Below are 25,343 nucleotides of genomic sequence, written 5' to 3' on the forward strand. Positions count from 1 at the left end.
TCCGCCCGGCTTCGACAACAAGGGAAGACCCGAATGACCCCGATTTCCAAGACCCTTCTCGTGGTGGCCGCGCTGGCCGTCGCCGGCTGTTCCAACCCCGACCGCTTTGGCGCGGGCAGCGGCGGTGCGGGCGCGGGGGCCGGTGCCTATGGCATGGACGGCTCGGCCTCGGACCCGCGCTCGGTCGCGTATTTCAACCAGACCGTGGGCGACCGCGTGCTGTTCGAGGTGGATCAGAGCTCGCTGACCGCCACCGCCCGCGCGACGCTCGAGGCGCAGGCGCGCTGGATGATCGACAACACCGAGTATTCCGCGACCATCGAAGGCCATGCCGACGAGCAGGGCACCCGCGAATACAACCTCGCCCTCGGCGCACGCCGGGCCAACGCGGTGCAGGAATACCTTGTTTCGCGCGGCGTCTCGCCGAACCGTCTGCGCACGGTCAGCTATGGCAAGGAACGCCCGATCGAGATCTGTTCCGAGGAATCCTGCTATGCCCAGAACCGCCGCGCGGTGACCGTGGTCGCGGCAGGCGCGGGGGTGTAAGGAGAAACCATGCGGATCGCCGCCGTTCTGTTGACCGTCTCGCTTGCGCTGGCGGTGCCCCCGCCCGCCGCCGCCCAGGCGCGCGACGAGACCCTGGCCGACATCCGTCAGGAGATGTCGGTGCTTTATGTCGAGATCCAGAGGTTGAAGCGCGAGCTTTCGACCACCGGAGCCCCCGGCGCGACGATCGCGGGCGGCTCGGCGCTGGAACGGATCGACGCGATCGAGCAGGAATTGCAGCGGTTGACCTCGAAGACCGAAGAACTGGAATTCCGCATCCAGAAGATCGTCGAGGACGGCACGCGGCGGATCGGCGATCTGGAATTCCGGCTGGTCGAGCTGGAAGGCGGCGATGTCAGCCAGCTGGGCGAGACGACGACGCTGGGCGGCGCGGGGATGGCGACGCCCGCGCCGGCGCTGATCTCTCCCGCCCCCGATACGCAGGGCGGGGCCCAACTCGCAGTGGGTGAAAAGGCGGATTTCGACGCGGCGAAGGCCGCGCTCGACGCGGGCGACGGCGCGGCTGCGGCCGACCGCTTTGCGGCCTTCACCGAGACCTATCCGGGCAGCCCGCTATCGGGCGAGGCGCATTTCCTGCGCGGCGAGGCGCTGAGCGCCGAGGGCGACACCTCGACCGCGGCGCGGGCCTATCTCGACAGCTTTTCCGGCAGTCCCGACGGACCCCGGGCGGCCGAGGCGCTGTTCAAGCTGGGGCTCGCGCTTGACGCCCTGGGCCAGCGGCGCGAGGCCTGCGTGACCCTGGGCGAGGTCGGCACCCGTTTTCCGGGCAGTGCCGAGGCGCAGGATGCGGACGCCGCGATGGATTCCATCGGGTGCAACTAGGCCCCGTCGCCCAGGCGCTGGAGGCGGCACTGGTCGCGTCCTGCCCGGGCGACGCGCCGCTCGGACTGGCGGTTTCCGGGGGCGGGGATTCCATGGCGCTGCTCTGCGCCGCGGCGGAACGGTCCGGGCCGCCGGTTCTTGCCGTCACCGTCGATCACGGCCTCCGGCCCGAGGCGCGGGACGAGGCGCGGTTCGTTGCCGACACCTGCGCGCGGCTCGGCGTGGCCCACACGACGCTCTGCTGGCAGGGCTGGGACGGTTCGGGCAACCTGCAGGATGCCGCGCGGCGGGCGCGCTACCGGCTGATCGCGGACTGGGCGGCCGGGCAGGGGATCGCCCATGTCGCGCTTGGCCATAACCGCGACGATCAGGCCGAGACGCTGCTGATGCGGCTGGCACGCGGGGCGGGGGTGGATGGGCTGTCGGCCATGGCGCCCGCGCGGCAAAGCCTGGGCGTGACGTGGTTGCGGCCCTTCCTTGGCCTTGGCCGCGCGGATCTGCGCGCGTTCCTTGACGAACGTGGCCAGCGCTGGATCGAGGATCCATCGAACGAGGATACGCGTTTCGGCCGGGTGCAGGCGCGCCGCGCGCTCGACGTGCTGGCGCCGCTTGGGATCACCGCCGAGGGGCTGGCGGCGGCTGCGGCGCGGATGGCCTCGGCCCGCGCCGCGCTTGACGTCGCGACGCGGGAGGCTGCGACCCGCCTCGCGTGCGAGGATCGTGGCGACGTGGTGATCGACCGCGCCGGACTTGCCGCATTGTCCGACGAGATCGCCCGGCGATTGCTTTTCGCGGCGCTCGCATGGGTGGCCACGGCCGAGTATCCGCCGCGGGCCGAGGCGCTGGCCGACACAATGGCCGCGCTGATCACTGCGCCCCGCGCCACCCTGCACGGCTGCCTGATCGCCCGCCACGGCGACCGCCTGCGCCTGTCGCGCGAGCCGGCGGCGGTGGCCGGGAAGACCGCGCCCGCGGGTGCGGCCTGGGACGGGCGCTGGCGGATGGACGGTCCCGCGGTGCCGGGGGACGAGATCCGCGCGCTGGGCGAGGCGGGGCTTGGTCTGTGCCCCGAGTGGCGCGCCAGCGGGCTGCCGCGCGCCTCGCTGATCGCCTCGCCGTCGGTCTGGCGGGGCGGGGCGCTGATCGCCGCGCCGCTTGCCGGGTTCGGCAACGGCTGGCAGGCGCGGGTCACGACATCGTTAAGGGCGCGGATAGTCTCGCATTGAACATGGTGGCGCGATCGCTATCTTAGGCGGACGGTGGCGCTCGGTCGGTGCGACCGTGCCGACAAATCAAGGAGAATGCCGTGGGCAACGCGCGACAAATCGCATTCTGGGTGGTCCTGTTCCTGCTGATCCTGGCGCTGTTCAACCTGTTCAGCGGCGGACAGGGAACAATGGCCTCGCGCACGATCAGCTATACGGAATTCCTGCAAAGCGTCGAAAGTGGCGCGGTGTCGAGCGTGACGATCGACGGCGAGCGCGCCGTGATCCGCGACACCGACGGCACCACGGTCACGACGATCCTGCCGAAGGGCGCCGACATCACCGACCGGCTGCTGGAAAAGAACGTCGACGTGCGCGCCGAACCGCAGGAACAGAACGGCATCCTGGCCTATATCGGCACCCTGCTACCCTTCATCATTCTGATCGGCATCTGGATCTTCCTGATGAACCGGATGCAGGGCGGCGGGCGCGGCGGCGCGATGGGCTTTGGCAAGTCCAAGGCGAAGCTGCTGACCGAAAAGCATGGCCGCGTCACGTTTGACGACGTGGCCGGCATCGACGAGGCCAAGGAAGAGCTGGAGGAAATCGTCGAGTTCCTGCGCAACCCGCAGAAGTTCTCGCGCCTCGGCGGCAAGATCCCGAAAGGCGCGCTGCTGGTCGGCCCGCCCGGCACCGGCAAGACGCTGCTCGCGCGGGCCATCGCCGGCGAGGCGGGCGTGCCGTTCTTCACCATCTCGGGCTCCGACTTCGTCGAGATGTTCGTCGGCGTCGGCGCCTCCCGCGTGCGCGACATGTTCGAACAGGCCAAGAAGAACGCCCCCTGCATCGTCTTCATCGACGAGATCGACGCGGTCGGCCGGTCGCGTGGTGTCGGCTATGGCGGCGGCAATGACGAGCGCGAACAGACGCTGAACCAGTTGCTGGTGGAGATGGACGGCTTCGAGGCCAACGAGGGTATCATCATCGTCGCCGCGACCAACCGCCCCGACGTTCTGGACCCCGCGCTGCTGCGCCCGGGGCGGTTCGACCGGCAGGTGCAGGTGCCGAACCCCGACATCAAGGGCCGCGAGAAGATCCTGGGCGTGCATGCCCGCAAGGTGCCGCTGGGCCCCGATGTGGACCTGCGCATCATCGCGCGCGGCACGCCGGGCTTCTCGGGTGCCGATCTCGCAAACCTCGTGAACGAGGCCGCGCTGATGGCCGCTCGCGTCGGCCGGCGCTTCGTCACGATGGAGGATTTCGAGAACGCCAAGGACAAGGTCATGATGGGCGCCGAGCGGCGGTCCATGGTCATGTCCGAGGACGAGAAGAAGCTGACCGCCTATCACGAGGCGGGCCATGCGATCGTCGGGCTGAACGTGCCCCAGCACGACCCGATCCACAAGGCGACGATCATCCCGCGCGGCCGGGCGCTGGGCCTTGTGCTGTCGCTGCCCGAACGCGACCAGCTTTCGGTCAGCTATACCAAGTACACCTCCAAGATCGCGATGGCGATGGGTGGGCGCGTGGCCGAGGAACTGGTGTTCGGCAAGGACAACGTGACCAGTGGCGCGGCCAGCGACATTCAGCAGGTGACGCGGATCGCCCGCGCGATGGTCACCCAGTTCGGCTTTGCCGAGGAACTGGGCTATGTCGACTACGCCAACGAACAGGACAGCTATCTCGGGACCTATGGCGGCGGGGCCAAACATTCGGCGGCGACGCAGAAGCTGATCGATGACAAGGTCAAGGAACTGGTGGATGAGGGTTATGCGACCGCCAAGCGCATCCTGACCGAGAAGCGCGACGATCTGGAGCGGCTCGCCCAGGGCCTGTTGGAGTACGAAACGCTGACCGGTTCGGAGATCACCAAGGTGATCGCGGGCGAGGCTCTGAATCGTGGCGATGATGACGATATGCCGCCCAAGGGGGGCGACGCGCCGTCGGTCACGGCGATCCCGAAGACCAAGCCGCGGCCGAAGCCGGGCTTCGAGCCCGAGCCGCTCGCCTGAGGCCGCTATTCCATGAAGGCCCGCCACGCGCATCCGCCGCGGCGGGCCTTTTCATGCGCGCCTGCGAGAACAGGCGCCTGCGGCGCATACCCTTGCCTGCGCGGCCCGTTCAGGGCGGCACCTGCGGAGTGCCGCCAAGACGACACGCAGGGACCGACACCTTGCAGATGCCGGGACGGGGGATGGACGCTGCGAAAAAGGCGCTTTGACGGCGGCGGAGAAACGCTATGTCAGGGGCGCAGGGACTGAAAGGTCCCGGGACCGAGGGAGGAGAACCGCAATGGCCCACAAGACCGACATAGAGATCGCCCGCGCGGCGACCAAGCGCCCGATCCGGGAGATCGGCGCAAAGCTGGGAATCCCCGAGGCGGACCTGCTGCCCTATGGCCATGACAAGGCCAAGGTCGGCGCCGACTTCATCGCCGGGCTGAAGGACCGCCCGAACGGCAAGCTGATCCTGGTGACCGCGATCAACCCCACGCCCGCGGGCGAGGGCAAGACCACGACGACGGTGGGCCTGGGCGACGGGCTGGCGCGGATCGGCAAGACATCCGCGATCTGCATCCGCGAGGCGTCGCTCGGCCCCTGTTTCGGGATGAAGGGGGGGGCTGCGGGCGGCGGCTATGCCCAGGTCGTGCCGATGGAGGACATGAACCTTCACTTCACCGGCGATTTTCACGCGATCACCAGCGCGCACAATCTGCTCTCCGCGATGATCGACAACCACATCTACTGGGGCAACGCGCTGGGAATCGACCAGCGCCGCGTGACCTGGCGCCGGGTGATGGACATGAACGACCGGGCGCTGCGCGACATCGTCTGCTCGCTGGGGGGCGTGGCGAACGGCTTTCCCCGCCAGACCGGGTTCGACATCACGGTCGCCTCCGAGGTCATGGCGATCCTTTGCCTTGCGACGGATATCCACGATCTTCAGCGGCGGCTGGGCGACATAATCGTGGGCTATACAAGCGACCGTAGCCCGGTCCATGCCCGCGATCTGAAGGCCGATGGCGCGATGACCGTGCTGCTGAAGGACGCGCTGCAGCCGAACCTGGTGCAGACGCTGGAGAACACGCCGGCTTTCGTCCATGGCGGGCCGTTTGCCAACATCGCCCATGGTTGCAACTCGGTGATGGCGACCACGACCGCGCTGAAGCTGGCGGATTACGTGGTGACCGAGGCGGGCTTCGGGGCCGATCTGGGCGCCGAGAAGTTCATGAACATCAAGTGCCGCAAGGCCGGTCTGGCGCCCGCCGCGGTGGTGATCGTGGCGACCGTGCGCGCGCTCAAGATGAATGGCGGCGTGGCCAAGGCCGATCTGGGGGCCGAGAACGTCGCGGCGGTCACGGCGGGCTGTGCGAACCTTGGCCGGCATATCGAGAACGTGAAATCCTTCGGGGTGCCCGCGGTCGTGGCGATCAACCATTTCGCCGGCGATACCGAGGCCGAGATCGCCGCGGTGCAGGAGTACGTCGCGCATCAGGGCAGCGAGGCGATCCTGTGCAGGCACTGGGCCGATGGCAGCGCGGGGATCGAGGCGCTGGCGCATCGGGTGGTCGCCCTGGCCGAGGCGGACCATCACGGCTTTGCGCCGCTCTATCCCGACGAGATGAGCCTGTTCCACAAGATCGAGACCATCGCGAACCGCATCTACCGCGCGGGCGAGGTGATCGCCGACAAGAAGATCCGCGACCAGTTGCACGCCTGGGAACAAGAGGGTTATGGCGACCTGCCGATCTGCATGGCCAAGACGCAGTATTCCTTCACCACCGACCCCAACGTCCGCGGGGCGCCCGAGGGCCATTCGGTCCCCGTCCGCGAGGTGCGGCTGGCGGCCGGGGCCGGTTTCGTCGTGGCGATCTGCGGCGAGATCATGACCATGCCGGGCCTGCCCAGCAAACCGGCGGCCGAGACGATCGGGCTGAACGACATGGGCCAGATCGAGGGGCTGTTCTGAGGGCTGCATTGCGAGCCGGCCGCGCCCGCGTTAACACGGGCCGGACTGACTGACGCGAAGAGGAGTGCCGATGATCCCGCCCGAAGACTGCCGGAACATGGCCGAATTGCGGGCCCAGATCGACGCCCTGGATGCCGATCTGGTTGCACGCCTCGCGGAACGCGCGCGCTATATCGACCGGGCGGCGGAGCTGAAACCCGCCGAAGGGTTGCCCGCCCGGATTGGCCCGCGGATCGACGATGTGATCCGCAAGGTCCGCGCGCGGGCGGGCGAAGAGGGGCTGGACCCCGAGCTGGCAGAGCGGCTCTGGCGCGAACTGATCGAATGGGCGATCCGCCGGGAAGAGGTGGCGATGGGACACAGGAAGGAACGGGCATGAGTGCCGAGATCATCGACGGCAAGGCCTTTGCGGCCACGATTCGCGGCAAGGTGGCCGAGCAGGTCCGCCACCTGCAGGACGGGCACGGGGTGACCCCGGGGCTTGCCGTGGTGCTGGTGGGCGAGGATCCGGCCAGCCAGGTCTATGTGCGCAACAAGGGCCAGCAGACCGAAGAGGCCGGAATGGCCTCTTTCGAGCACCGGTTGCCCGCCGATACCTCCGAAAAGGATCTGCTTGCGCTGATCGCCCGGCTGAACGCGGCCCCCGCGGTCCACGGAATTCTGGTTCAGTTGCCGCTGCCCGATCACATCGACTCGGCCAAGGTCATCAACGCGATCGACCCCGCCAAGGATGTCGACGGCTTTCACATCTCGAACGTCGGGCTGCTGGCGACGGGACAGAAGGCGCTGGTACCCTGCACGCCGCTGGGCTGCCTGATGTTGCTGCGCGACCGGCTGGGGTCACTGGCAGGGATGGATGCGGTTGTGGTCGGCCGGTCGAACATCGTGGGCAAGCCGATGGCGCAGCTTCTGCTGCGCGACAGCGCCACGGTGACCATCGCCCATTCGCGCACCCGCGATCTGGCCGAGACCTGCCGCCGGGCGGATATCCTGGTCGCCGCGGTCGGCCGGCCCGAGATGATCCCCGGCGACTGGGTGAAACCGGGTGCCACCGTGATCGACGTCGGCATCAACCGCATCCCCGCGCCCGAGCGGGGCGAGGGAAAGTCGCGGCTGGTGGGCGACGTTCATTTCGACAGCGCCGCGCAGGTCGCGGGCGCGATCACGCCGGTGCCGGGGGGCGTGGGGCCGATGACCATCGCCTGCCTGCTGGCCAATACCGTCACCGCCTGCTGCCGCGCCCATGGCCTGGCCGAGCCCGAGGGGCTGACGGCCTGACCGCGGTCAGGGTGCGACCGGCACCATCGTCCCCAGCAGCGTCGCCACATGGCGGCGCTCCGTGCCGTCCTCGGCATGGACATCGGCGCGCACCACCATCAGCCGCCGGCCGGCACGCACCACCTCGCCGCACGCGATCAGCCGTGTGCCGCGCGCGGGCGCGAGCAGGTGGATCGTCATTTCCGAGGTGACGACCTCGTGCTGCCCGGGCATCAGGCTCAGCGCCGCATAGCCGCCCGCGCTGTCGCCCAGTGCAAAGGTGAACCCGGCATGGGCCATGCCCTGCTGCTGGCCGAATTCCGCCCGGATCGGCGCGGCGATTTCGATCCTGCCGGGAGTCAGCAAGATGATCTCGGCCCCGAGGCTTTGCATCATGCCCTGACGTGCAAAGCTGGTTCTGACCGTTTCGGCAAAGTCGGGGTTGCGCGGGGCGTGAGACATGAGGACCGGGCCTTTCGTTCGGGTGCCGCTCAACGCTAGGACGGTTCGCCCCAACCATACAAGTCATTGAAAAGAAGGGGTTGCGTTAACCCTCCGGTTGAGGCACTTTTTCGGGTAGTTAATTTTATTTCGTGCTCGTTTGCCGAGTGCCGTTTCGTGAAACGGGTGTGTTGCAAGAGAGTATTCAAAGTGACCAGTGATCTCGTTCGGATTTTGTTTCTGCCCTCCACCCTTGTCGTCTGGGCCGCGCTGTCGGTGTGTCTGGCGCTGTCAGGCCCGTTCGGAACCTACGCTGCGCCGTTGCCCCAGCGTCTGGCAATCTGGCCCCTTGTTGTTGGTGCGGGCATGACGTCCGGCATCGCTCTGCAGCTTTCGATCCGCCGGCTCCGCCCCGGGATTCCGCGCTGGCAACGTTCGGTGCTGGGCGCAGGCGGGCTGTCGGCGGTCCTGGTCCTGCCAGCGCAGTACCTTGTCGGCGGGCTCGGTGCCGGGGCGGTGCTGCCCGGCGCCTTCGACATGGCGCTGGCGATCTTCGCCTTTGCCCTGGGCCTGTCCCTTCTTCACATCCGCGCGATCCCGCGGCCGGGGTCGAGCGTGGCGCCTGCGCTCTTGTCCCGGCTGCCCGAGGGTCAGCGCGGCGCGGTCATCCGGCTCAGTTCGTCCGACCATTACGTGCGGGTCGTTACCGACCTCGGGGCAAGCGAGGTGCTGATCCGCTTTGCCGATGCGATCGCGGAACTGGGCGGGGTCGAGGGGATGCGCGTGCACCGGTCGCATTGGGTGGCCCTCGCGGCGGTGACCGGGGCGCGGCGGGACAACGGGCGGCTGTTCCTGACCTTGCGGGACGGGTCCGAGGTGCCGGTCAGCCGGCGCTACCGGGACGCGGTCGAGGCAAGCGGGCATGTGCCGGGCGCATCGGAAGCGCGACCGCCCGCACTCCGGTAAGGATCGCGACTGCGCCTTGCGCCATCAGCGCATCCAGCACCGGCGCATCCATGGCAAGCCCCCCGGTATAGGCGCCGAAGGCGGGCAGGATCACCCGCGCCGTATCCACCAGGAAACAGGGGCGCGAGACCCGCCGCCCGCCGAGGCTGAGCCGCGCCTTGGGGTGGTAGTGGCCCGAGATCTCGCCGGTCTCGCCGGGGCGCGCGATGTGGCGAAAGGTCAACGGGCCCTCGCGCAGCTCGGCCAGATGGGTGCCGGGAAGGCTGGCGGGGCCGGGGTCGTGGTTGCCCGCGATCCACACCCAGCGCCGCCCGGCCATAAGCCGCAAGAGCCGCTCCTCGGCTCCCGGCGGCAGGTCGCGGGCGGCCGCGTTATCGTCGAAGCTGTCGCCGAGACAGATCACCGCGCGCGGGTCCGTCGCTGCGATGTCGGCCTCCAGCCGCGACAATGTCTCGGCCGTGTCATAGGGCGGCAGCAGCGTGCCCCCGCGTCGCGCCAACCGTTCCGACTTGCCGAGATGCAGGTCGGAAACCACCAGCAGCCCGGCGTCGGCCCAGTGCAGCGCGCCCGAGGGCAGGGCGGCGAGACGCGCGCCGGCAAGGGTAAAGGGGTGAGCGGTCATGCCGTCCTGTTCACCCGATACGGCGGCGGCTCGCAAGGGGTCAGACAAGCCCCGCCTCGGCCATCAGCCGGTCCGCCGCCGCGTCGATCAGGCGTTGTTCGGCTGCCCCCTGAACCGGGATGCGCCCGGCTTCCAGGAACAGCGGCGCGGCCAGGGGCGTCACGCGCGGACGGCGCACATGGTCGATCCGGCCCCGGACCCGGGCCAGCATGGCCTCGATCCGGCCGAAATCAACCAGCCCCTTCATCGCCTCTTCGCGGGTGATCTCCAGCATCAGGTGGCCGGGATCATATTTCATCAGCGTCTCGTACAGGATGTCCGAGGAAAAGCTCGCCTGCCGCCCGGTCTTGCGGCGGCCCGGGGTGTTGCGCTCGATCAGCCCGGCGATCACGGCCGAACTGCGGAATGTGCGCTTCATCACGGCGTTCCCGGCAAGCCAGGTCTCGAACGCGGCGCGCAGTCCTGTGGCGTCCAGCAACTCGGCGGGCGCGGTCACCGCGTCCAGCCCCCAGATCAGCGTCGCGTAGTCGGTCGAGACAAAGCCCAGTGGCGCCAGCCCCGCCGACTCCATGCGTTGCGTGACCAGCAGGCCCAGGGTCTGCTGCGCGTTCCGGCCCGCAAAGCCGTAGATGCACAGGTGCTCGCGGCCCTCGTGGGGGAAGGTCTCGACCAGCAGCCGGTCGCGTTCGGGCAGGCGCGAGACGGTTCGTTGCAGCGCCAGCCACTCGGCGGTGTGGGCGGGCAGGTCGGGCCAGTCGGGCTGGCGGAACATCTCAAGGATGCGCTCTGACAGCCGGGTGGAGGTGGCGAACTTGGTGCCCGCAAAGACCGCGATCTTCGGCTCGCGGCCGGGCGTGCGGCTGACCTCGACCACCATCTCGCGCAGGCCTTCATAGCGCACGACCTGCCCGCCGATCAGGAAGGTGTCGCCGGGCGTCAGCGTGGCCGCGAAGGCCTCTTCGATCTCGCCAAGGGCCATGCCGCCGCGCGCGGGCCGCATCCGGACCTTGAGCTTTTCCTCCTCGACGATGGTGCCGAGATTCATCCTGATCTGGCGTGCCGTTCGCGGGTCGCGCAGGTGCCAGCGGCCGTCGGGCGCCTGTTTCAGCCGCTGCCAGCGGTCATAGGCGCGCAGCGCATAGCCGCCTGTCGCCGCGAAATCGAGGCAGGCATCGAAGCGCGCGCGCGTGAGCCCGGCATAGGGACCGGCGGTCGTTATCTCCGAGAAAAGCGCATCGGCCTCGAACGGCCCGGCGGCCGCGGTGGCAAGGATGTGCTGGCATAGCACGTCGCCGGGGCCGGGGCCGCGGGGTTCGCCGTCGAGGTCGGCCTCGCGCACCGCCCCCAGTGCGGCGACACATTCCACCACCTCGAAGCGGTTCGCAGGCACCAGCAGCGCCTTTGACGGCGCGTTATAGCGGTGGTTCGCCCGCCCGATCCGCTGCACCAGCCGCTTGACGTTCTTTGGCGCGCCGACCTGGATCACCAGGTCGACATCGCCCCAGTCGATTCCGAGATCCAGCGAGCCGGTGCAGACCACGGCCCTGAGTGCCCCCGCGGCCATTGCCGCCTCGACCCTTTCGCGCGCCTCGCGCGACAGGCTGCCATGGTGGATCGCAATGGGCAGGCCAGACCCGTTGGCCAGCCACAGGTCGCGGAAGAACAGTTCCGCCTGCGCGCGGGTGTTGTGGAAGATCAGCGTCGTGCGGTGCCGTGCGATCTGGTTCAGCACGGCGGGGATGGCATGGCGTCCGCCGCCACCCGCCCATGGGGGGGCGGCACCGGTGTCCAGCATCGCGATATCGGGGGCGGGGCCGGGATCGGCGGTCAGGATCTCGCACGGGTCGGGATGGCGGGCGAGAAAGCGCGCCAGAGCGGGCGGATCCTCGACCGTCGCCGACAGCCCCACACGGCGCAGCCCGGGGCAAAGCGTGGAAAGCCGGGCAAGCCCCAGCATCAGCTGGTCGCCCCGCTTCGACTCGGCCAGCGCGTGGATCTCGTCGACGATCACGCGCCTCAGCCCGGCGAAAATGCGCGGGGCGTCCTCGTAGGACAGCATCAGCGCCAGGCTTTCGGGCGTTGTCAGCAGGATATGCGGCGGGTCCGCGCGCTGGCGGCGGCGCTGGGTCTGGGTCGTGTCGCCGGTGCGGTCCTCGACCCGGATGGGCAGGGCCATCTCCTCTATGGGCGTGCGCAGGTTGCGCCTGATATCAGCGGTCAGCGCCTTGAGCGGCGAGATGTAGAGCGTGTGCAGCCCCGGCGCGGGATCCGTGGCGATCTCGGCCAGCGACGGCAGGAAGCCGGCAAGCGTCTTGCCGCCCCCGGTCGGCGCGATCAGCAAGAGCGCAGGCGCATCGGCGCGCGCCAGCATCGCGCGCTGGTGGGGGTGAACCGTCCAGCCACGCGCGGCGAACCAGGTCTCGAAGGCGTCGGGCATCCGCATGCGCGGGATGTAGCGCAAGCCGTGACGCATTTCATGCCGCAATCGCGGGGGACTATGCCTCGATCCAGATGGTCACGGGCCCGTCATTGACCAGCGCCACCTTCATGTCCGCGCCGAACCGCCCGGTCGCAACGGCGACGCCCTGCGCGGCCAACGCCCCGGCGAAATGCGTGTAAAGCCCTTCGCCCCGGTCGGGCGGGGCGGCGGCGGAAAATCCGGGCCGGTTGCCGCGCGAGGTATCGGCGGCCAGCGTGAACTGGCTGATGACCAGCGCGGCACCGCCGGTGTCCAGCAGCGACAGGTTCATCTTGCCCGCCGAGTCGCGAAAGATGCGCATCCGTGCGATGCGGGCGGCCAGCTTTTCGGCCTCGGCCTCGGTGTCGTTCGCCATGGCGCAGACCAGGATCATCAGCCCCGGTCCGATCTGGCCCAGCACCTCGCCATCTACCCGCACCGCGGCCTCGCTGACCCGCTGGACAAGCGCCCTCATGCCAGTTCCTCTTTCCAGGGCGGGTTTGCGCCCGCCCGGCTGACGGTGATCGCCGCTGCCCGCGCGGCGAGGTCAAGCGCGCCGACAAGTGCGGCGTGCGACAGGCACCCCAGCCCCGCCCGCGACAGGTGTCCGCCCGCCCGCAGCGCGGCCAGGAGCCCCGCATTGAACGTGTCGCCCGCGCCGACCGTGTCGACCACCGTGGCGGGGCGGGCCGGTACCGCGGCCTCGGCGGTGCGGGTGATGGCGCGGGCGCCCTGTGCCCCCCGGGTCAGCACGACGAGGGCCGGGCCGCGGTCAAGCACGTCGCGGGCCAGCGCCGCCGTGTCGCCGGGGCCGAGCAGCCAGTGCAGGTCCTCGTCCGACAGCTTGACGATGTCGGCGGCTGCGATCAGGCGCGCCAGCCTGGCGCGATAGGTGGCTTCATCCGCGACGAAGCCCGGGCGGACGTTCGGATCGAGCATGGTCACACGCGCCCCGGCCTCGCGCAGCATGAGCGCCTCGTAGGTTGCCCCGCAGGGCTCGACCGCCAGCGAGATGCCGCCCAGAAACAGCGCCTCGACCGTGTCGGGCAGCGCGGGCAGGTCGGCCGGGCCCAGCATCCGGCCCGCCGTGTTCTCGTCGTAGAAGGCGTAGGACGCGTGCCCGTCGGCCAGGGTGACGAAGGCCAGCGTCGTGGGCCGGGCCGAACGCGCGGCAAGCCGCGCATCGACCCCCGAGGCGGTGAGGGCCCGTTCCAGCACCTGGCCGAAAAGGTCGGTGGACAGGCCCGTGAAGAACCCGGTCGGCACGCCCAGACGGCCCAGCGCGATCGCGGTGTTGAATACCGCGCCACCCGCATGCGGTGCGAAGGCCGCTTCGCCCTCGGCCGTGTGCCGGGGCAGCATGTCGATCAGGGCTTCGCCCGCGCAGAGGATCATGGTGGTCGCCTCCTGTCCCGTATAGCCGAGCCATACCCGGCCAGGGGGACCGCTGCCAAGCCTCTCTGGCGCCGGGGGCCTTGACGGCGATCAACGACAGGCGCTCGCCTGCCGTGGATGATCCGGGCATTGCAGCTTTCCTGTCGAAAGGAGGTCGACATGGTCGAGAAATCCCACATGGCGGGCTTCTGGCCCTCGCTCTACGAACCGTTCCGCGGCTTGGGCGCGCGTATGGCAGACTGGTTCGCGCCGGCGTCCGAGGCATCGGCCGGTGATGGCGGCTACCGCATCCGGATGGAACTTCCGGGCGTGGAGGAAAAGGACATCAAGGTGTCGCTTGACGACGGCGTGGTGACCGTCAGGGGCGAGAAGCAGTCCAGTCGCGAGGAGACCGGCGAGACCTGGTATTTCAGCGAGCGCGAATATGGCTCGTTCTCGCGCAGCTTCCGCCTGCCGCCGGATGCAGACGCCAAGGCGGTGAACGCCGAGTTGAAGGACGGCGTGCTGACGGTCAGTGTTGGCAAGAATGCCCCGTCCGAGGCCGGCAGCGGCACCGAGATCCCGATCGCCAAGGGCTGACGTGCCGCCGTGCAGGGCCGCGGGTCATCGCGCCCGCGGCCCCCGCCGGGTTCAGGCGGCGTGTTTCTCGCGGAAGCCGAGTTCCCGCATCAAGGCCTTGGCGGCCAGTGTCATGCCGGATGCCTGAAGTTCCTCGATCCGCTGCTTAAGTTCCTCGTCGCTCAGGTCGGGACGCATGCTGTTCTCCTTTTCGGTTCCAGGTCTGATGTCAGGAAAGGATCCGCACGGCCGGAACCGGAGTTCTGACGCAAGGCGCGGACAGGCCTGACAAGCGAAACCGGGGCCGCGCACGTGGCGCAGATCAGGGGCCCCGGGACCGGAGTATGGCCCGTGCGGGCACGTCCGGTCGGACTTCTGACATATCGCCCGTCCGGCGCCGGGATTCAACCCCTGGGCATCCTCCGCGCGGGGTCACCCCGGGGGTGGGGGCTTAGCGCAGGTCCAGAACGATACCGCCGTCCTGCTGGCCCAGTGCCGCCAGATAGCCGATCACCGCCGCCAGGATCAGCCCGAGCAGGACAGCAAACGCGATCTTCCAGGCCGACCAGGGCCGTTCGCCCTGCACCCGGCCCGTGCGGCCGTTCACCACGAAGCGGTAGGTGCGCCCGCGATACTTGTAGGCCGCCAGCCAGACCGGCAGCAGGACATGCTTGAAGGTCACGTCCGAGATCCGGGTGTCCAGCGTGTTGATCTGCTGGCGGTCGCCGCCGATGTCGAAGCGCACGTCGCGCCGGATCACCCGGTCCATCGCCGCGCGGGCTTCGGCAAAGCCCTCGTCCAGCGGGACGGTATAGCCCTCGGCGCGGAACCCGGCCAGGTATTCAGGCTGGTAGGGTTCCAGGTCCGCCAGGTCCCAGGGCTGCAGCCCGTCGGTATACTGCTTGGGCAGGCTTTTCGAGGCCAGCACCAGGACATCGTCGAAAAAGCGTGCCACCCCGCCCGAGACCGGTGTCCAGCGCACCTTCTGCACCTGCACGCGCTGGCGCTGACCGTTGCGGATCACGGTCTGCGACTCGTAATAGACGGTGCCGCGTGCGCCTGTGTAGGTCGATCGGGTGTCGGCGTCGAAGGTCCAGTAAGGGACGTAGATGCCATCCATCCTGCGGCCCTTGCGGGCGTAGTCGCGCAGGCCGTTCGGCGCGAACCACAACCGGCCCAGCCAGTCGGTCATCGCCTTGTGGGCGTCGCGTTCCTCGAGCGCGAAGGGCAGGACGCCGCGCGGCTTGATCCGGCGCTGGGGGCCGGTGCCGGTGACCACGGGCGTCGCACAGAACGGACATTCGCCCGCATGGCTGTTGCCGCCGATCTCGATCTCGGCGCCGCAATTGGGGCATTTGAGGCGGCGCACCTCCTCCATCTCGGTCTCGGGAAGGGCCGCGGCCAGCCCGGCGCGGAAATCGAGTTCCTCAAGGGGCCGATCCCGGGGGCTTGCGCCTTCGATCGGGACGGAATGTCCGCAATGGTCGCAGACCAGCGCCCCCGCCGCGGGGGCAAAGCGCAGATCCGCGCCGCACTGGTCGCAGGGAAAGCGGTGATCGGTGTCGTCCATCCACTCCATCCGGTCCGGGACACGCACGGCAAGACGCGCCCCGGGTCAGTTGTGCCCGGCGTCCTTCCGCAAGGCAATGCTCCCGCAGCATAGGTCGGCCGCCGGCCCGATCCTAGATGAGTCTGCATCGGCGTGCGCGGGGGCGGGGGCGGGTCGTTCGACGACCGGGTCGCGGAGGCATCCGGACCGGTGGACCGGCCCCGGCGGTGCCGGATCCTAGCCGAACATCCCCGTCACGCGGCCAAGCAGCATGAAGGCGCGCGCGGTGCGGGTTTCGGCGAGATCGTTCAACTCCTGGTCCGTCGCGCCCGGTTCGAACTCTGTCAGTACCCGGTCGAACTGGCGCAGGAAGTGATGGGCAACGTCGCGGAAGATCGGGTCCTGCTTCATCCGCGCCGCGGTCAGGGCAAGACAGGACCGGTCGCGAACGCCGCCCAGCGCCGAGACGCCCGCGCCCCGCTCGCCCTGCGCGAAGCGGCGCCAGATTTCGGGCCGCGCGCGGTCAGGCGCCAGGTCGTCCATGTAGATGCCTTCCTGGCTGAGCAGGGTCAGCACGTCCTGGGCCGAGCGCACCAGCCTGGAGGTCGTCCGGTCCTCGAGCGCGCGGCGCAGCGCCCGGAACCCGTCGCGGTCGCCGGTGGTCTGGGGAAAGTTCAACGCGCGGATGAATTCATGCGCCTCGATCGGCGGCTGCAACGCGTCGGCGGGCGTGCCGAGCGCGAGTGAGGGCTGTGCCTCGGGAGCAGGCCGTGGGGCGGGCGCCGGGGCAGGGCGCGCCACCGGCTCGGCCGCCGCGTCGCGGGCCCGGGCCGAGGCGAAGGTGGCGATAACGGTTTCGGTCTGCCGCTGTGCCGCGGCAAGTTCGTCGAGCCGCTTTTCGAGGGCGGGACGGATGTCCATGCCTGCGCCCTGCTGCTGCTGGATGTGGCTGTGGCGCAGCACGTCGATCGCGGCCTGAAGCCGGGCCGACTCTTCGCGCAGGATCCGCGCGCTTCGGACCGTTGCCGCGGCAACCCAGATCAGCGCGACCGGCGTGACCACCGCCAGAAGCAACAGCGCAAAGCCGATTGGGTCGCCCCCGGGATCGCCCGCACCGGACCGGATGTAGAAGACAAAGCCAGCCGCGATCGCCAGCCAGATCACGCTGAGGATCAGCGCCACGATGTCGTTTGCGGTGATCCGCCCCTCGCGTCCCGAGGGCGCGAAGAAGCCCAGATCAAACGCCTTGTCCTTGTTGTCCCCGGCCATGGCACGGTTCCCCGCGTCCTGCCTCAGATGTAACGGATCGTCAGAACCTCGTAGCTGCGCTCGCCGCCCGGCGTGCGCACCTCGACGCTGTCACCTTCGTCCTTGCCGATCAGCGCGCGGGCCAGCGGCGAGCGCACGTTCAGCAGGCCCTTCTCGATGTCGGCCTCGGCCTCGCCGACGATCTGATAGGTCTTTTCCTCGTCGGTATCCTCGTCGACCAGCGTCACCGTCGCGCCGAACTTGATCGGCCCGGACAGTTTCGCCGGGTCGATCACGTCGGCCCGCGACAAGAGGCTTTCAAGTTCCTTGATGCGGCCCTCGATGAAACTCTGCTTCTCGCGCGCGGCGTGGTACTCGGCGTTCTCGGACAGATCGCCATGCTCGCGCGCCTCGGCGATCGCCCGGATCACGGCGGGACGCTCGGTGGACTTGAGCTTTTTCAGTTCCTCGTCGAGCGCGGCATGGCCCGCGCGGGTCATCGGTATCTTTTCCATGGCACTCTTCAGGACATAAGGAAAACGGCGCGGGCACGAAGCTCGGCCCGCCGCCGATGGGGTTCGCGATCACCTGACCCGAGAGCGGGGCGGATTGCAAGGGGGCTCGGGCCCGGGCGGGCGTGGTTCCGCCAAGGGCGGGTGCGGCGTTCCGTTGCGCAATGCCGCTCTGCAGCGAAATCATGTTGCGTCGCAATTGAATTGACCTGCCGCCTGCGATAACGGTTCTCCGGATGCATCACGTGGGGCGGCGCCCGCGCCGTTCGAGAGGGGAAAGCAAATGGCCGATATCGAACGGGAATCGATGGAGTATGACGTCGTGATCGTGGGGGCCGGCCCGGCGGGGCTGTCGGCCGCGATCCGGCTCAAGGAACTCGATGCCGATCTTTCGGTCGTGGTGCTTGAGAAGGGGTCCGAGGTCGGGGCCCATATCCTTTCGGGCGCGGTGCTGGACCCGATCGGGCTGAACGCTCTCTTTCCCGACTGGAAGAGCCGGGGCGCCCCGGTGACCGTGCCCGTGAAGGAGGACAACTTTCTTTTCCTCGGGCAGAACGGCAAGGTGCGCTTTCCCGGCTGGCTGATGCCGCCCCTGATGTCGAACCACGGCAACTACATCGTTTCCATGGGCAATGTCTGCCGCTGGCTGGCCGAACAGGCCGAGGCGCTGGGCGTCGAGATCTTCCCCGGCATGGCCTGCTCGGAAATCGTCTGGGGCGAGGATGGCCGGGTCAAGGGCGTCGTCGCGGGCGAGTTCGGGCGCCAGGCGGACGGCACGCCGGGGCCGAGTTACGAGCCCGGGATGGAACTGCACGGCAAGTATGTCTTCTTCGCCGAGGGGGTCCGGGGGTCGCTGTCCAAGCAGGTGATCGCGAAATTCGGCCTGTCCGAGGGCCGCGACCCGCAGAAATTCGGCCTCGGCATGAAAGAGGTCTGGGAAATCGACCCTGCCAAGCACCGCGAGGGCACCGTCACCCACACCATGGGCTGGCCGCTCGACGGCAATGCGGGCGGGGGGTCGTTCATCTACCACGCCGAGAACAACCAATTGTTCATCGGCTTCGTGGTGCACCTGAACTACGAGAACCCGCACCTTTACCCCTATATGGAGTTCCAGCGGTTCAAGCATCATCCGATCGTGGCCGACCTGCTGAAGGGCGGCAAGCGCGTGGCCTATGGCGCGCGGGCGATTTCCGAGGGCGGTTATCAGTCGATTCCGCAGGCGGCGTTCCCTGGCGGCGTGCTGCTGGGCTGTTCCGCGGGGCTGGTGAACGTGCCGCGGATCAAGGGCAACCATAACGCGATGATGTCGGGGATCGAGGCCGCCAAGGCCGCGGTCGCCGCGATTCATGCCGGCCGCGCGGGGGATACGCTTGAGGATTACGATGTCGCGCTGCACGCGGGTGCCATCGCCAAGGACCTGAAGCGCGTGCGCAACGTCAAGCCGCTCTGGTCACATTACGGCAACCTTCTGGCGACCGTGCTGGGCGGGTTCGACATGTGGGTGGCGAACCTGACGGGCTGGAACCCGCTGGGCATGTTGCATCACGCCAGGACGGACGCGGCGCATACCGGCAAGGCCAAGGATCACCCGAAGATCGAGTATCCCAAGCCCGACGGCAAGCTCAGCTTCGACCGGCTGACCAACGTGGCCTTCTCGTTCACCAATCACGAGGAAAGCCAGCCCAGCCATCTGCGGCTGACCGACCCGGACGTGCCGGTCAGGGTGAACCTGCCCGACTATGCCGAACCGGCCCAGCGCTATTGCCCGGCGGGTGTCTACGAGGTGGTCGAGAAGGACGGCAAGCCGGAATTCGTCGTCAACTTCCAGAACTGCGTCCACTGCAAGACCTGCGATATCAAGGACCCCAGCCAGAACATCACCTGGGTCACGCCGCAGGGTGGTGACGGGCCGAACTATCCGAACATGTAACATCCGCGCGACGGGGCCCTTGTTTCCTGACCCTGCCCCGGGTGGCGGATTGCCTTGCGCGGCGCCGGGCTCTACGTTGCTGCGACAATGAACCGGAGTTTTTCGTTGGGTTTCCGTCTGCCGCGCCTCGTCCCCCGTGCCGCCATTGGCCTTGCCGCCCTGGCGCTTGCCACGCCATCGCCTGCGCAGGATGGCCTTGCCGGCGCCTATCTCGCGGCGCGCCAGGCCAGCATGTACAGCGACTATACCGAGGCGGCGCGCTACTACGCGCTGGCGCTGGCCGAGGATCCGGGGAACCCGGCATTGCTCGAAAACGCGATGATGGCCTATCTGGGCCTTGGCGATGTCGAGCGCGCGATCCCGATCGCGCGGCGGCTGGAAAGCGGCGCGAACGGCAGCCAGGTCGCCAATCTGGTGATCATCGCCGACCAGATGAAGCGCGGCGCCTGGGACGAGGCGATGGCCGATCTCGAGGCCGGGCGCAGTGCCGCGCCGCTGGTCGATTCGCTGATCCGGGCTTGGGCGCGGTTCGGGCAGGGGCGCATGTCCGAGGCGCTGGATGCCTTCGATGCGGCCTCGGAACAGACCGGGCTCAAGGCGTTCGGGCTGTATCACAAGGCGCTGGCACTGGCGGCTGCCGGCGATTTCGAGGGGGCCGATCATATCCTGTCGGGCGAGGCCGAAGGCCCCCTGCGCGCCACGCGGCGCGGCGTGATCGCCCATGCCGAGGTTCTGAGCCAGCTTGAACGGCACGCGGACGCGATCGAACTGATCGATTCCGCCTTCGGGCTGGAGGTCGATCCGGGCATTTCCGACTTGCGTGCGCGGCTCGCCGCGGGCAAGGCCCTGCCCTTCGACGTGGTAGAGGACGCGACCCAGGGTGCGGCCGAGGTATTCTATACCGTCGCGGGCGCACTGAACGGGGATGCGATGGACAGCTACACGCTGATCTATGCCCGCCTCGCAGAATATCTTGCCCCCGGAAATTCCGACGCGGTGCTCCTCTCCGCCAGCCTGCTCGAGTCCCAGGAGCGCTATGCGCTTGCCATCGACACCTATGCCCGCGTGCCCCGCGATGATCCCGCCTTCTACGCCGCCGAGATCGGCCGGGCCGAAGCGATGCGCAAGGCGGGCGATGTCGACGGATCGATCGCGGTGCTTCAGGCACTGTCCCGGGACTTCGCCGATGTCGCGATCATCCACGTCACGCTGGGCGATACCTTGCGCGGGCAGGAACGGCATGACGAGGCGCGCCAGGCCTATGACCGGGCGATCGCCCTGTTCGACGCGCCCGCCCGCGCCCAGTGGATCGTCTACTACGCCCGGGGCGTGGCGCATGAACGTCTGGGCCTCTGGGACAAGGCCGAGGCCGATTTCCGCCAGGCCCTGGAACTGGAACCCGACCAGCCGCAGGTGCTGAACTACCTTGGCTATTCCTTCGTCGAGTTGAAGACCAATCTCGACGAGGCGCTGGACATGATCGAGCGTGCGGTTGCCGCCCGTCCAGACGACGGATACATCACCGACAGTCTCGGCTGGGTGCTGTACCGTCTGGGCCGCTATGACGAGGCGGTGCCGCACATGGAAAAAGCGGCTGCGCTGATGCCGATTGATCCTATCGTCAACGATCACCTTGGCGATGTCTACTGGGCCGTCGGCCGAAAGAACGAGGCGCGGTTCCAGTGGCACCGCGCGCTGTCCTTCGATCCCGAGGAGAAAGAGGCCGACCGCATCCGCCGCAAGCTCGAGATCGGGCTGGACCGGGTGCTGCAGGAAGAGGGCGCACCGCCCCTGCAATCCGCCAATGACGGTTGAGGCGTTTGCGCCCGCCAAGATCAACCTGACCCTGCATGTCACCGGACAGCGGGAAGATGGCTATCATCTGCTCGACAGCCTTGTGGTCTTTGCGGATGCGGGCGACCGGCTGGGCTTCGCGCCAGCCGGGAATTTGACGCTGACCGTCACCGGGCCGCGTGCGGCTGGCGTGCCCTCGGACGGGCGGAACCTGGTGCTGAAGGCGGCGGCGCTGTTCGGGGCGGGACGGGGTGCGGCGATCACGCTGGACAAGCACCTGCCCGCCGCGGCCGGGATCGGCGGCGGTTCGTCCGATGCCGCCGCGGCGCTCAGGGGGCTATCGCAGCTTTGGGGCCTACCGCTGCCCGACGCGGCGGCTGTGCTGTCGCTCGGCGCTGACGTGCCTGTTTGCCTGGCGCCCCGGGCACTGCGCATGCGCGGCGTCGGCGAAGAGATCGCCGAAGGTCCGCGGCTTCCCTCGATGGGGCTTGTGCTCGTCAACCCGGGCGTCGAGGTGCCCACGCCCGCAGTGTTCAAGGCGCTGGCGCGCAAGGACAATCCGCCGATGCCGCACCCGCCCGGCTGGGCCACGGCCGCGGTGATGGCGCATTGGCTGCGGGACCAGCGCAACGACCTGGAGGCACCGGCGCGGGCGTTGGCCCCGGTGATCGGTGAGGTTCTGGCGGCGATCGCTGCCACGCCTGGCTGCCTGCTGGCGCGGATGTCGGGATCGGGGGCAACCTGCTTCGGGATCTACGATAACCGCACCGAGGCCGAGGCTGCCGCCGCCGCGCTGCGCGCGCAGGCGCAGGGCTGGTGGGTCGCGGCCGCCGAACCCTTCACGCTGTAACGGCAGACGGGTCTAGTTGATCCGGGCGACCACGTAATCGGCCAGATCCGTCAGCATGTCGCGGATCTCGTGGTCGGGCAGGTGGGTCAGCGCCTCTTTCGCACGCGCCGACCAGGCCAGCGCCTCGGCCCGCGTCGCCTCGATGGCGCCGTGCTTGTCCATGAGCATGAGCGCGTGGTCCAGATCGCCGTCGCGCTGGTCGCCCTTCTCGATGGTCCGCTTCCAGAAGGCGCGTTCCTCGTCATCCGCCGCGGCCACGGTCTTGATGATCGGCAACGTCAGCTTGCGTTCGCGGAAATCGTCTCCGATGTTCTTGCCCGTCGATTTCGCATCGCCCGCCACATCCAGCAGGTCATCCACGATCTGGAAGCCGACTCCCAGCGCGTCGCCATAGGTGTAAAGCGCCCGCACCTGGTCCTCGGGCATGCCCGCGATCACGCCGCCCACCTCGGTCGCGGCGGCAAACAGCGCCGCGGTCTTGCCGCGGATCACCTTGAGGTAGATGTCCTCTGTCGTCGCCAGGTCGCGCGCGGCGGTCAGTTGCAGCACCTCGCCTTCGGCGATCACGGCGGCCGCGTTCGACAGGATGTCCAGCACCTGCAGGTTGCCCGGCGCCACCATCAGCTGGAACGATCGCGCGAACAGGTAGTCGCCCACCAGCACGCTCGACTTGTTGTCCCACAAGAGGTTCGCCGTGGGCCGCCCGCGGCGCTGGCCGCTTTCGTCCACCACGTCGTCATGCAGCAGGGTCGCGGTATGGATGAACTCGACCGTGGCGGCCAGATAGACGTGATAGGGCCCGTCATAGCCGCACATCCGTGCCGCCGCGATCGTCAGCATCGGCCGCAGCCGCTTGCCGCCCGCTCTCACGATATGGGCCGCGACATCGTCGATCCGGGGGGCATAGGCCGACCGCATCCGCTCGCGGATCAGTTGGTCGACGGCTGCCATCTCCTCGGACAGGAGCGCAGCCAGACGTTCATGCGGTTTGGTGACTGCGTCGTCCAAGCCCATCACGGCCTCGTCAGGTTTCTCGACAAGCAGGGCGCTCTGCCCTTAACTCGCTGTCATGAAAGAACTCATTCGCACCAACGACCCGACGGTCATCGCCTTCGTCTCGGCGCTCCTACAGGGCGAGGAGATAGACTGCTTTCCCATGGATGTCCACATGAGCGTACTTGAAGGATCGATAGGCGTTTTGCCGCGCCGGATCATGGTCGCAGACCGCGATCTGTTCCTCGCGCGGGCGATCCTGCGCGACAACGGTATCGACCTGCCCGAGGGGGGCTGAGGGCTGTGAACGGTCTGACCTGCGACGCGCTTCTTGGCGGACGGCTGGCGATCCGGCAGCCTGAAAAAGGCTATCGCGCCGGAATCGACCCGGTTCTGCTGGCCGCTGCGGTGCCCGCCGGGGCGGGGCAAACGGTGCTGGAACTGGGATGCGGCGTCGGGGCGGCGAGCCTGTGCCTGGGGGCCCGGGTGCCGGACCTGCGGCTGACCGGGGTCGAGCTACAGCCTGCCTATGCCGAGTTGGCCCGCGAAAATGCGCGCGCGAACGGGATCGCTCTCGACATTGTGACCGCGGATCTGGTGGCGCTTCCGGCCCCCCTTCGGGCGCAGGGCTTCGACCATGTGATCGCCAACCCGCCCTACCACCTGCGCGAGCGCGGCAGCGCAGCGCCCGACCCTGGGCGGGAAACCGCGCTGGGCGAGGCGACACCGCTTGCGGCCTGGATCGACACGGCTGCGCGCCGGCTGGTGCCGGGCGGCCGGTTGACGCTGATCCAGCGCGCCGAGCGCCTGCCCGAGCTTCTCGCAGCGATTGACACACGTTTAGGTAGTATTGAAATCCTGCCGCTTGCCCCCAGGGTCGACCGCCCCGCCAAGCTGGTTCTTCTGCGCGCGCGAAAGGGGGGGCGAGGACCGTTCAGGTTGCATAGCCCTTTGATTCTGCACGAGGGTTTCCGCCATGAACGCGACGGCGACAGCTATACGATGGCGATTTCGGCGGTGCTGCGGCAGGGCGCCGCGCTTCCTTGGCCCAAGTGACGAAACCCGTTAAGCGCGAATCCTTGATTTTCAAGGGCGTGACACGACTCGGATTTCGTGCTGCACTGTGACTGTTGGATGACACGAGGAAAGGATCATCGACCATGAATCTGGGTTCGCATCTGCAGGAACTCCGCCGGAAGCATCAGGCGCTTTCGCAACAGGTCGAAGAGGCGCAGCGAACGCCCGCAATGGATGGTCTTCAAGTCGCTGAACTCAAGAAGCAGAAGCTCAAACTGAAGGAACAGATCGAACGCCTGTCTCAGGTCTGAGGCAGCCGTGCGCTGGCCCGCGCGGCCAGCGCCGCCCCGCCGGTGATCAGAACAGCAGCGGCGGCAAGGGTTGGTGTAGGGGTGGCAATCCCCGCGGCCACCAGCGCGAGCGTCGAGAGAAGCGGTGCGGCATAGCTGGCAACCCCCAGCATCTGGATGTCGCCCCGCTTTACACCGATATCCCACACATAGAACGCAAGCCCGACAGGCCCGAGCCCGAGCGCCAGAACGTTGAACCAGCCGGCGGTGCCGATGGGCCAGACCGTCTCTTCCAGCGCAAGGTGCAGCGGTAGCGACATCGCCGCGGTGGCCAGGCAGAACACCGCCACGCTGGCCGTCGGGATGGCGCCCAGCCGACGCGACAGCACCGAATAGCTTGACCAGGTCAGCGCGCACAGCAGCGCAAGGCCATAACCCGGCAGCGCCGTGCCGTCGAACCCGACTGCCCCCCGCGCCACGATCAGTGCGGCCCCGGCAAAACCCGCCAGCGCGCCGATCACATGGCCCGCGCGCAACCGCTCGCCCGGCAAGAGCCCCGAGAACAGCACGATCAACAGCGGCCAGAGATAGGCGATGAGACCCGCCTCGGCCGCGGGCGCCAGTCGGAGTGCCGAGAAATAGAGCGCATGATACCCGAACAGACCCGCCGTGCCGAAGGCATAGACCCGCAGCGGGACGCGCATGAGCATCCGTGCCTCGCCGGTCGCCGCTACCCATAGCAGCCCGATCGCCCCGCCGATCGCGAAACAGATCGCGTTCAGTTGCAGGGGCGGTACCGGGGCCGAGCCCACCGTGAACAGCGCCAGAAGCGCCCAGAGCAGGACGGCGAGAAATCCGATGGATGTGGCGCGGGCGCGGGACATGTCGCCACCTCTA

26 protein-coding genes are annotated in these 25,343 nt (G+C 68.5%); 15 read left to right on the plus strand and 11 right to left on the minus strand.

Going from position 1 to position 25,343, the window contains the following annotated elements; translation table 11 throughout:
* Positions 1–33 precede the first annotated feature (33 nt).
* The 7 genes from pal (at position 34) to folD (ending at position 7,841) form a co-directional block, all read left to right on the plus strand.
* The gene (gene pal, locus EV655_RS05175; protein WP_132542522.1) at positions 34–546 is read left to right on the plus strand and encodes a peptidoglycan-associated lipoprotein Pal; all 513 of its coding nucleotides are present in this window, start codon (positions 34–36) and stop codon (positions 544–546) included.
* 9 nt (positions 547–555) lie between these two features.
* Positions 556–1,389 carry a tol-pal system protein YbgF gene (ybgF, locus tag EV655_RS05180; protein ID WP_132542524.1) on the plus strand — a complete coding sequence of 278 codons (834 nt, stop codon included), beginning with the start codon at positions 556–558 and terminating at the stop codon, positions 1,387–1,389.
* A 17-nt stretch (positions 1,390–1,406) separates the two neighbouring features.
* Complete coding sequence (gene tilS, locus EV655_RS05185; protein ID WP_132542766.1) at positions 1,407–2,615, plus strand: tRNA lysidine(34) synthetase TilS; 1,209 nt, start codon at positions 1,407–1,409, stop codon at positions 2,613–2,615.
* 80 nt (positions 2,616–2,695) lie between these two features.
* Positions 2,696–4,606, plus strand: coding sequence for an ATP-dependent zinc metalloprotease FtsH (gene ftsH / locus EV655_RS05190; RefSeq protein WP_132542526.1), 1,911 nt, complete (start codon positions 2,696–2,698; stop codon positions 4,604–4,606).
* 280 nt (positions 4,607–4,886) lie between these two features.
* Positions 4,887–6,563, plus strand: coding sequence for a formate--tetrahydrofolate ligase (locus tag EV655_RS05195; protein ID WP_132542528.1), 1,677 nt, complete (start codon positions 4,887–4,889; stop codon positions 6,561–6,563).
* Positions 6,564–6,633: 70 nt separating this feature from the next.
* Entirely contained in the window at positions 6,634–6,942 is a 309-nt protein-coding gene (locus EV655_RS05200; RefSeq protein WP_132542530.1) for a chorismate mutase, read from the plus strand.
* The gene (gene folD / locus EV655_RS05205; protein WP_132542532.1) at positions 6,939–7,841 is read left to right on the plus strand and encodes a bifunctional methylenetetrahydrofolate dehydrogenase/methenyltetrahydrofolate cyclohydrolase FolD; all 903 of its coding nucleotides are present in this window, start codon (positions 6,939–6,941) and stop codon (positions 7,839–7,841) included. Before EV655_RS05200 ends, folD begins: the two co-directional genes overlap by 4 nt.
* A gap of 6 nt (positions 7,842–7,847) precedes the next feature.
* Here folD and EV655_RS05210 read toward each other — a convergent pair whose 3' ends face one another.
* Positions 7,848–8,282 (minus strand): PaaI family thioesterase, encoded by a 435-nt coding sequence (locus EV655_RS05210; protein WP_132542534.1) that lies wholly within the window; start codon positions 8,280–8,282, stop codon positions 7,848–7,850.
* A gap of 345 nt (positions 8,283–8,627) precedes the next feature.
* Here EV655_RS05210 and EV655_RS05215 point away from each other — a divergent pair, with 345 nt between their 5' ends.
* Positions 8,628–9,227, plus strand: coding sequence for a LytTR family DNA-binding domain-containing protein (locus tag EV655_RS05215; protein ID WP_132542536.1), 600 nt, complete (start codon positions 8,628–8,630; stop codon positions 9,225–9,227).
* Here the strand turns inward: EV655_RS05215 and pdeM are convergent.
* The 4 genes from pdeM to EV655_RS05235 are packed head-to-tail and all read right to left on the minus strand — an operon-like array spanning position 9,145 to position 13,702.
* Entirely contained in the window at positions 9,145–9,849 is a 705-nt protein-coding gene (gene pdeM / locus EV655_RS05220; RefSeq protein WP_132542538.1) for a ligase-associated DNA damage response endonuclease PdeM, read from the minus strand. The two genes, EV655_RS05215 and pdeM, sit on opposite strands and share 83 nt — an antisense overlap.
* A 40-nt stretch (positions 9,850–9,889) precedes the next feature.
* Entirely contained in the window at positions 9,890–12,292 is a 2,403-nt protein-coding gene (locus EV655_RS05225) for a ligase-associated DNA damage response DEXH box helicase (RefSeq protein WP_132542540.1), read from the minus strand.
* Positions 12,293–12,344: 52 nt separating this feature from the next.
* A complete protein-coding gene (gene dtd / locus EV655_RS05230; protein WP_132542542.1) occupies positions 12,345–12,782 on the minus strand; it encodes a D-aminoacyl-tRNA deacylase in 438 nt (145 codons plus the stop codon).
* Entirely contained in the window at positions 12,779–13,702 is a 924-nt protein-coding gene (locus tag EV655_RS05235) for a carbohydrate kinase family protein (RefSeq protein ID WP_132542544.1), read from the minus strand. The genes dtd and EV655_RS05235 overlap by 4 nt, the downstream gene beginning before the upstream one ends.
* A 159-nt stretch (positions 13,703–13,861) precedes the next feature.
* Here EV655_RS05235 and EV655_RS05240 point away from each other — a divergent pair, with 159 nt between their 5' ends.
* Positions 13,862–14,281: an Hsp20/alpha crystallin family protein gene (locus EV655_RS05240; RefSeq protein ID WP_132542546.1), complete on the plus strand. Its 420-nt coding sequence runs from the start codon at positions 13,862–13,864 to the stop codon at positions 14,279–14,281.
* Between the two features lie 51 nt (positions 14,282–14,332).
* Here the strand turns inward: EV655_RS05240 and EV655_RS19005 are convergent, their stop codons facing one another.
* The 4 genes from EV655_RS19005 to greA all read right to left on the minus strand — a co-directional run bounded on the left by EV655_RS19005 (position 14,333) and on the right by greA (position 17,572).
* Positions 14,333–14,458 carry a hypothetical protein gene (locus EV655_RS19005; RefSeq protein ID WP_279389329.1) on the minus strand — a complete coding sequence of 42 codons (126 nt, stop codon included), beginning with the start codon at positions 14,456–14,458 and terminating at the stop codon, positions 14,333–14,335.
* A gap of 253 nt (positions 14,459–14,711) precedes the next feature.
* Positions 14,712–15,830 (minus strand): TFIIB-type zinc finger domain-containing protein, encoded by a 1,119-nt coding sequence (locus tag EV655_RS05245; protein WP_132542548.1) that lies wholly within the window; start codon positions 15,828–15,830, stop codon positions 14,712–14,714.
* Positions 15,831–16,046: 216 nt separating this feature from the next.
* Positions 16,047–17,078, minus strand: a complete 1,032-nt coding sequence (locus EV655_RS05250; protein ID WP_132542550.1) for a hypothetical protein — start codon at positions 17,076–17,078, stop codon at positions 16,047–16,049.
* 23 nt (positions 17,079–17,101) lie between these two features.
* Positions 17,102–17,572 carry a transcription elongation factor GreA gene (greA, locus tag EV655_RS05255; RefSeq protein ID WP_132542552.1) on the minus strand — a complete coding sequence of 157 codons (471 nt, stop codon included), beginning with the start codon at positions 17,570–17,572 and terminating at the stop codon, positions 17,102–17,104.
* A 280-nt stretch (positions 17,573–17,852) separates the two neighbouring features.
* Here greA and EV655_RS05260 point away from each other — a divergent pair, with 280 nt between their 5' ends.
* From EV655_RS05260 to EV655_RS05270, 3 genes are all read left to right on the plus strand, one after another.
* Entirely contained in the window at positions 17,853–19,502 is a 1,650-nt protein-coding gene (locus tag EV655_RS05260; protein WP_132542554.1) for an electron transfer flavoprotein-ubiquinone oxidoreductase, read from the plus strand.
* Positions 19,503–19,589: 87 nt separating this feature from the next.
* Positions 19,590–21,317: a tetratricopeptide repeat protein gene (locus EV655_RS05265; RefSeq protein ID WP_132542556.1), complete on the plus strand. Its 1,728-nt coding sequence runs from the start codon at positions 19,590–19,592 to the stop codon at positions 21,315–21,317.
* Positions 21,307–22,146 carry a 4-(cytidine 5'-diphospho)-2-C-methyl-D-erythritol kinase gene (locus EV655_RS05270; protein WP_132542558.1) on the plus strand — a complete coding sequence of 280 codons (840 nt, stop codon included), beginning with the start codon at positions 21,307–21,309 and terminating at the stop codon, positions 22,144–22,146. Before EV655_RS05265 ends, EV655_RS05270 begins: the two co-directional genes overlap by 11 nt.
* Positions 22,147–22,158: 12 nt before the next feature.
* Here the strand turns inward: EV655_RS05270 and EV655_RS05275 are convergent, their stop codons facing one another.
* Positions 22,159–23,160 carry a polyprenyl synthetase family protein gene (locus EV655_RS05275; RefSeq protein ID WP_132542560.1) on the minus strand — a complete coding sequence of 334 codons (1,002 nt, stop codon included), beginning with the start codon at positions 23,158–23,160 and terminating at the stop codon, positions 22,159–22,161.
* A gap of 55 nt (positions 23,161–23,215) precedes the next feature.
* Here EV655_RS05275 and EV655_RS05280 point away from each other — a divergent pair, with 55 nt between their 5' ends.
* The 3 genes from EV655_RS05280 to EV655_RS05290 all read left to right on the plus strand — a co-directional run bounded on the left by EV655_RS05280 (position 23,216) and on the right by EV655_RS05290 (position 24,467).
* Positions 23,216–23,437 (plus strand): putative signal transducing protein, encoded by a 222-nt coding sequence (locus EV655_RS05280; RefSeq protein ID WP_132542562.1) that lies wholly within the window; start codon positions 23,216–23,218, stop codon positions 23,435–23,437.
* Positions 23,434–24,195, plus strand: coding sequence for a tRNA1(Val) (adenine(37)-N6)-methyltransferase (locus EV655_RS05285; protein ID WP_132542564.1), 762 nt, complete (start codon positions 23,434–23,436; stop codon positions 24,193–24,195). The genes EV655_RS05280 and EV655_RS05285 overlap by 4 nt, the downstream gene beginning before the upstream one ends.
* Positions 24,196–24,299: 104 nt before the next feature.
* Entirely contained in the window at positions 24,300–24,467 is a 168-nt protein-coding gene (locus tag EV655_RS05290; protein ID WP_132542566.1) for a YdcH family protein, read from the plus strand.
* Here the strand turns inward: EV655_RS05290 and yddG are convergent.
* On the minus strand, positions 24,458–25,330 hold the full coding sequence (gene yddG, locus EV655_RS05295; RefSeq protein ID WP_132542568.1) for an aromatic amino acid exporter YddG: 873 nt from the start codon (positions 25,328–25,330) through the stop codon (positions 24,458–24,460). The genes EV655_RS05290 and yddG overlap by 10 nt on opposite strands.
* Between the last annotated feature and the right edge of the window lie 13 nt (positions 25,331–25,343).

This window comes from Rhodovulum euryhalinum, assembly GCF_004342445.1.
In the GTDB taxonomy this organism is placed as follows: Bacteria; Pseudomonadota; Alphaproteobacteria; order Rhodobacterales; family Rhodobacteraceae; genus Rhodovulum; species Rhodovulum euryhalinum.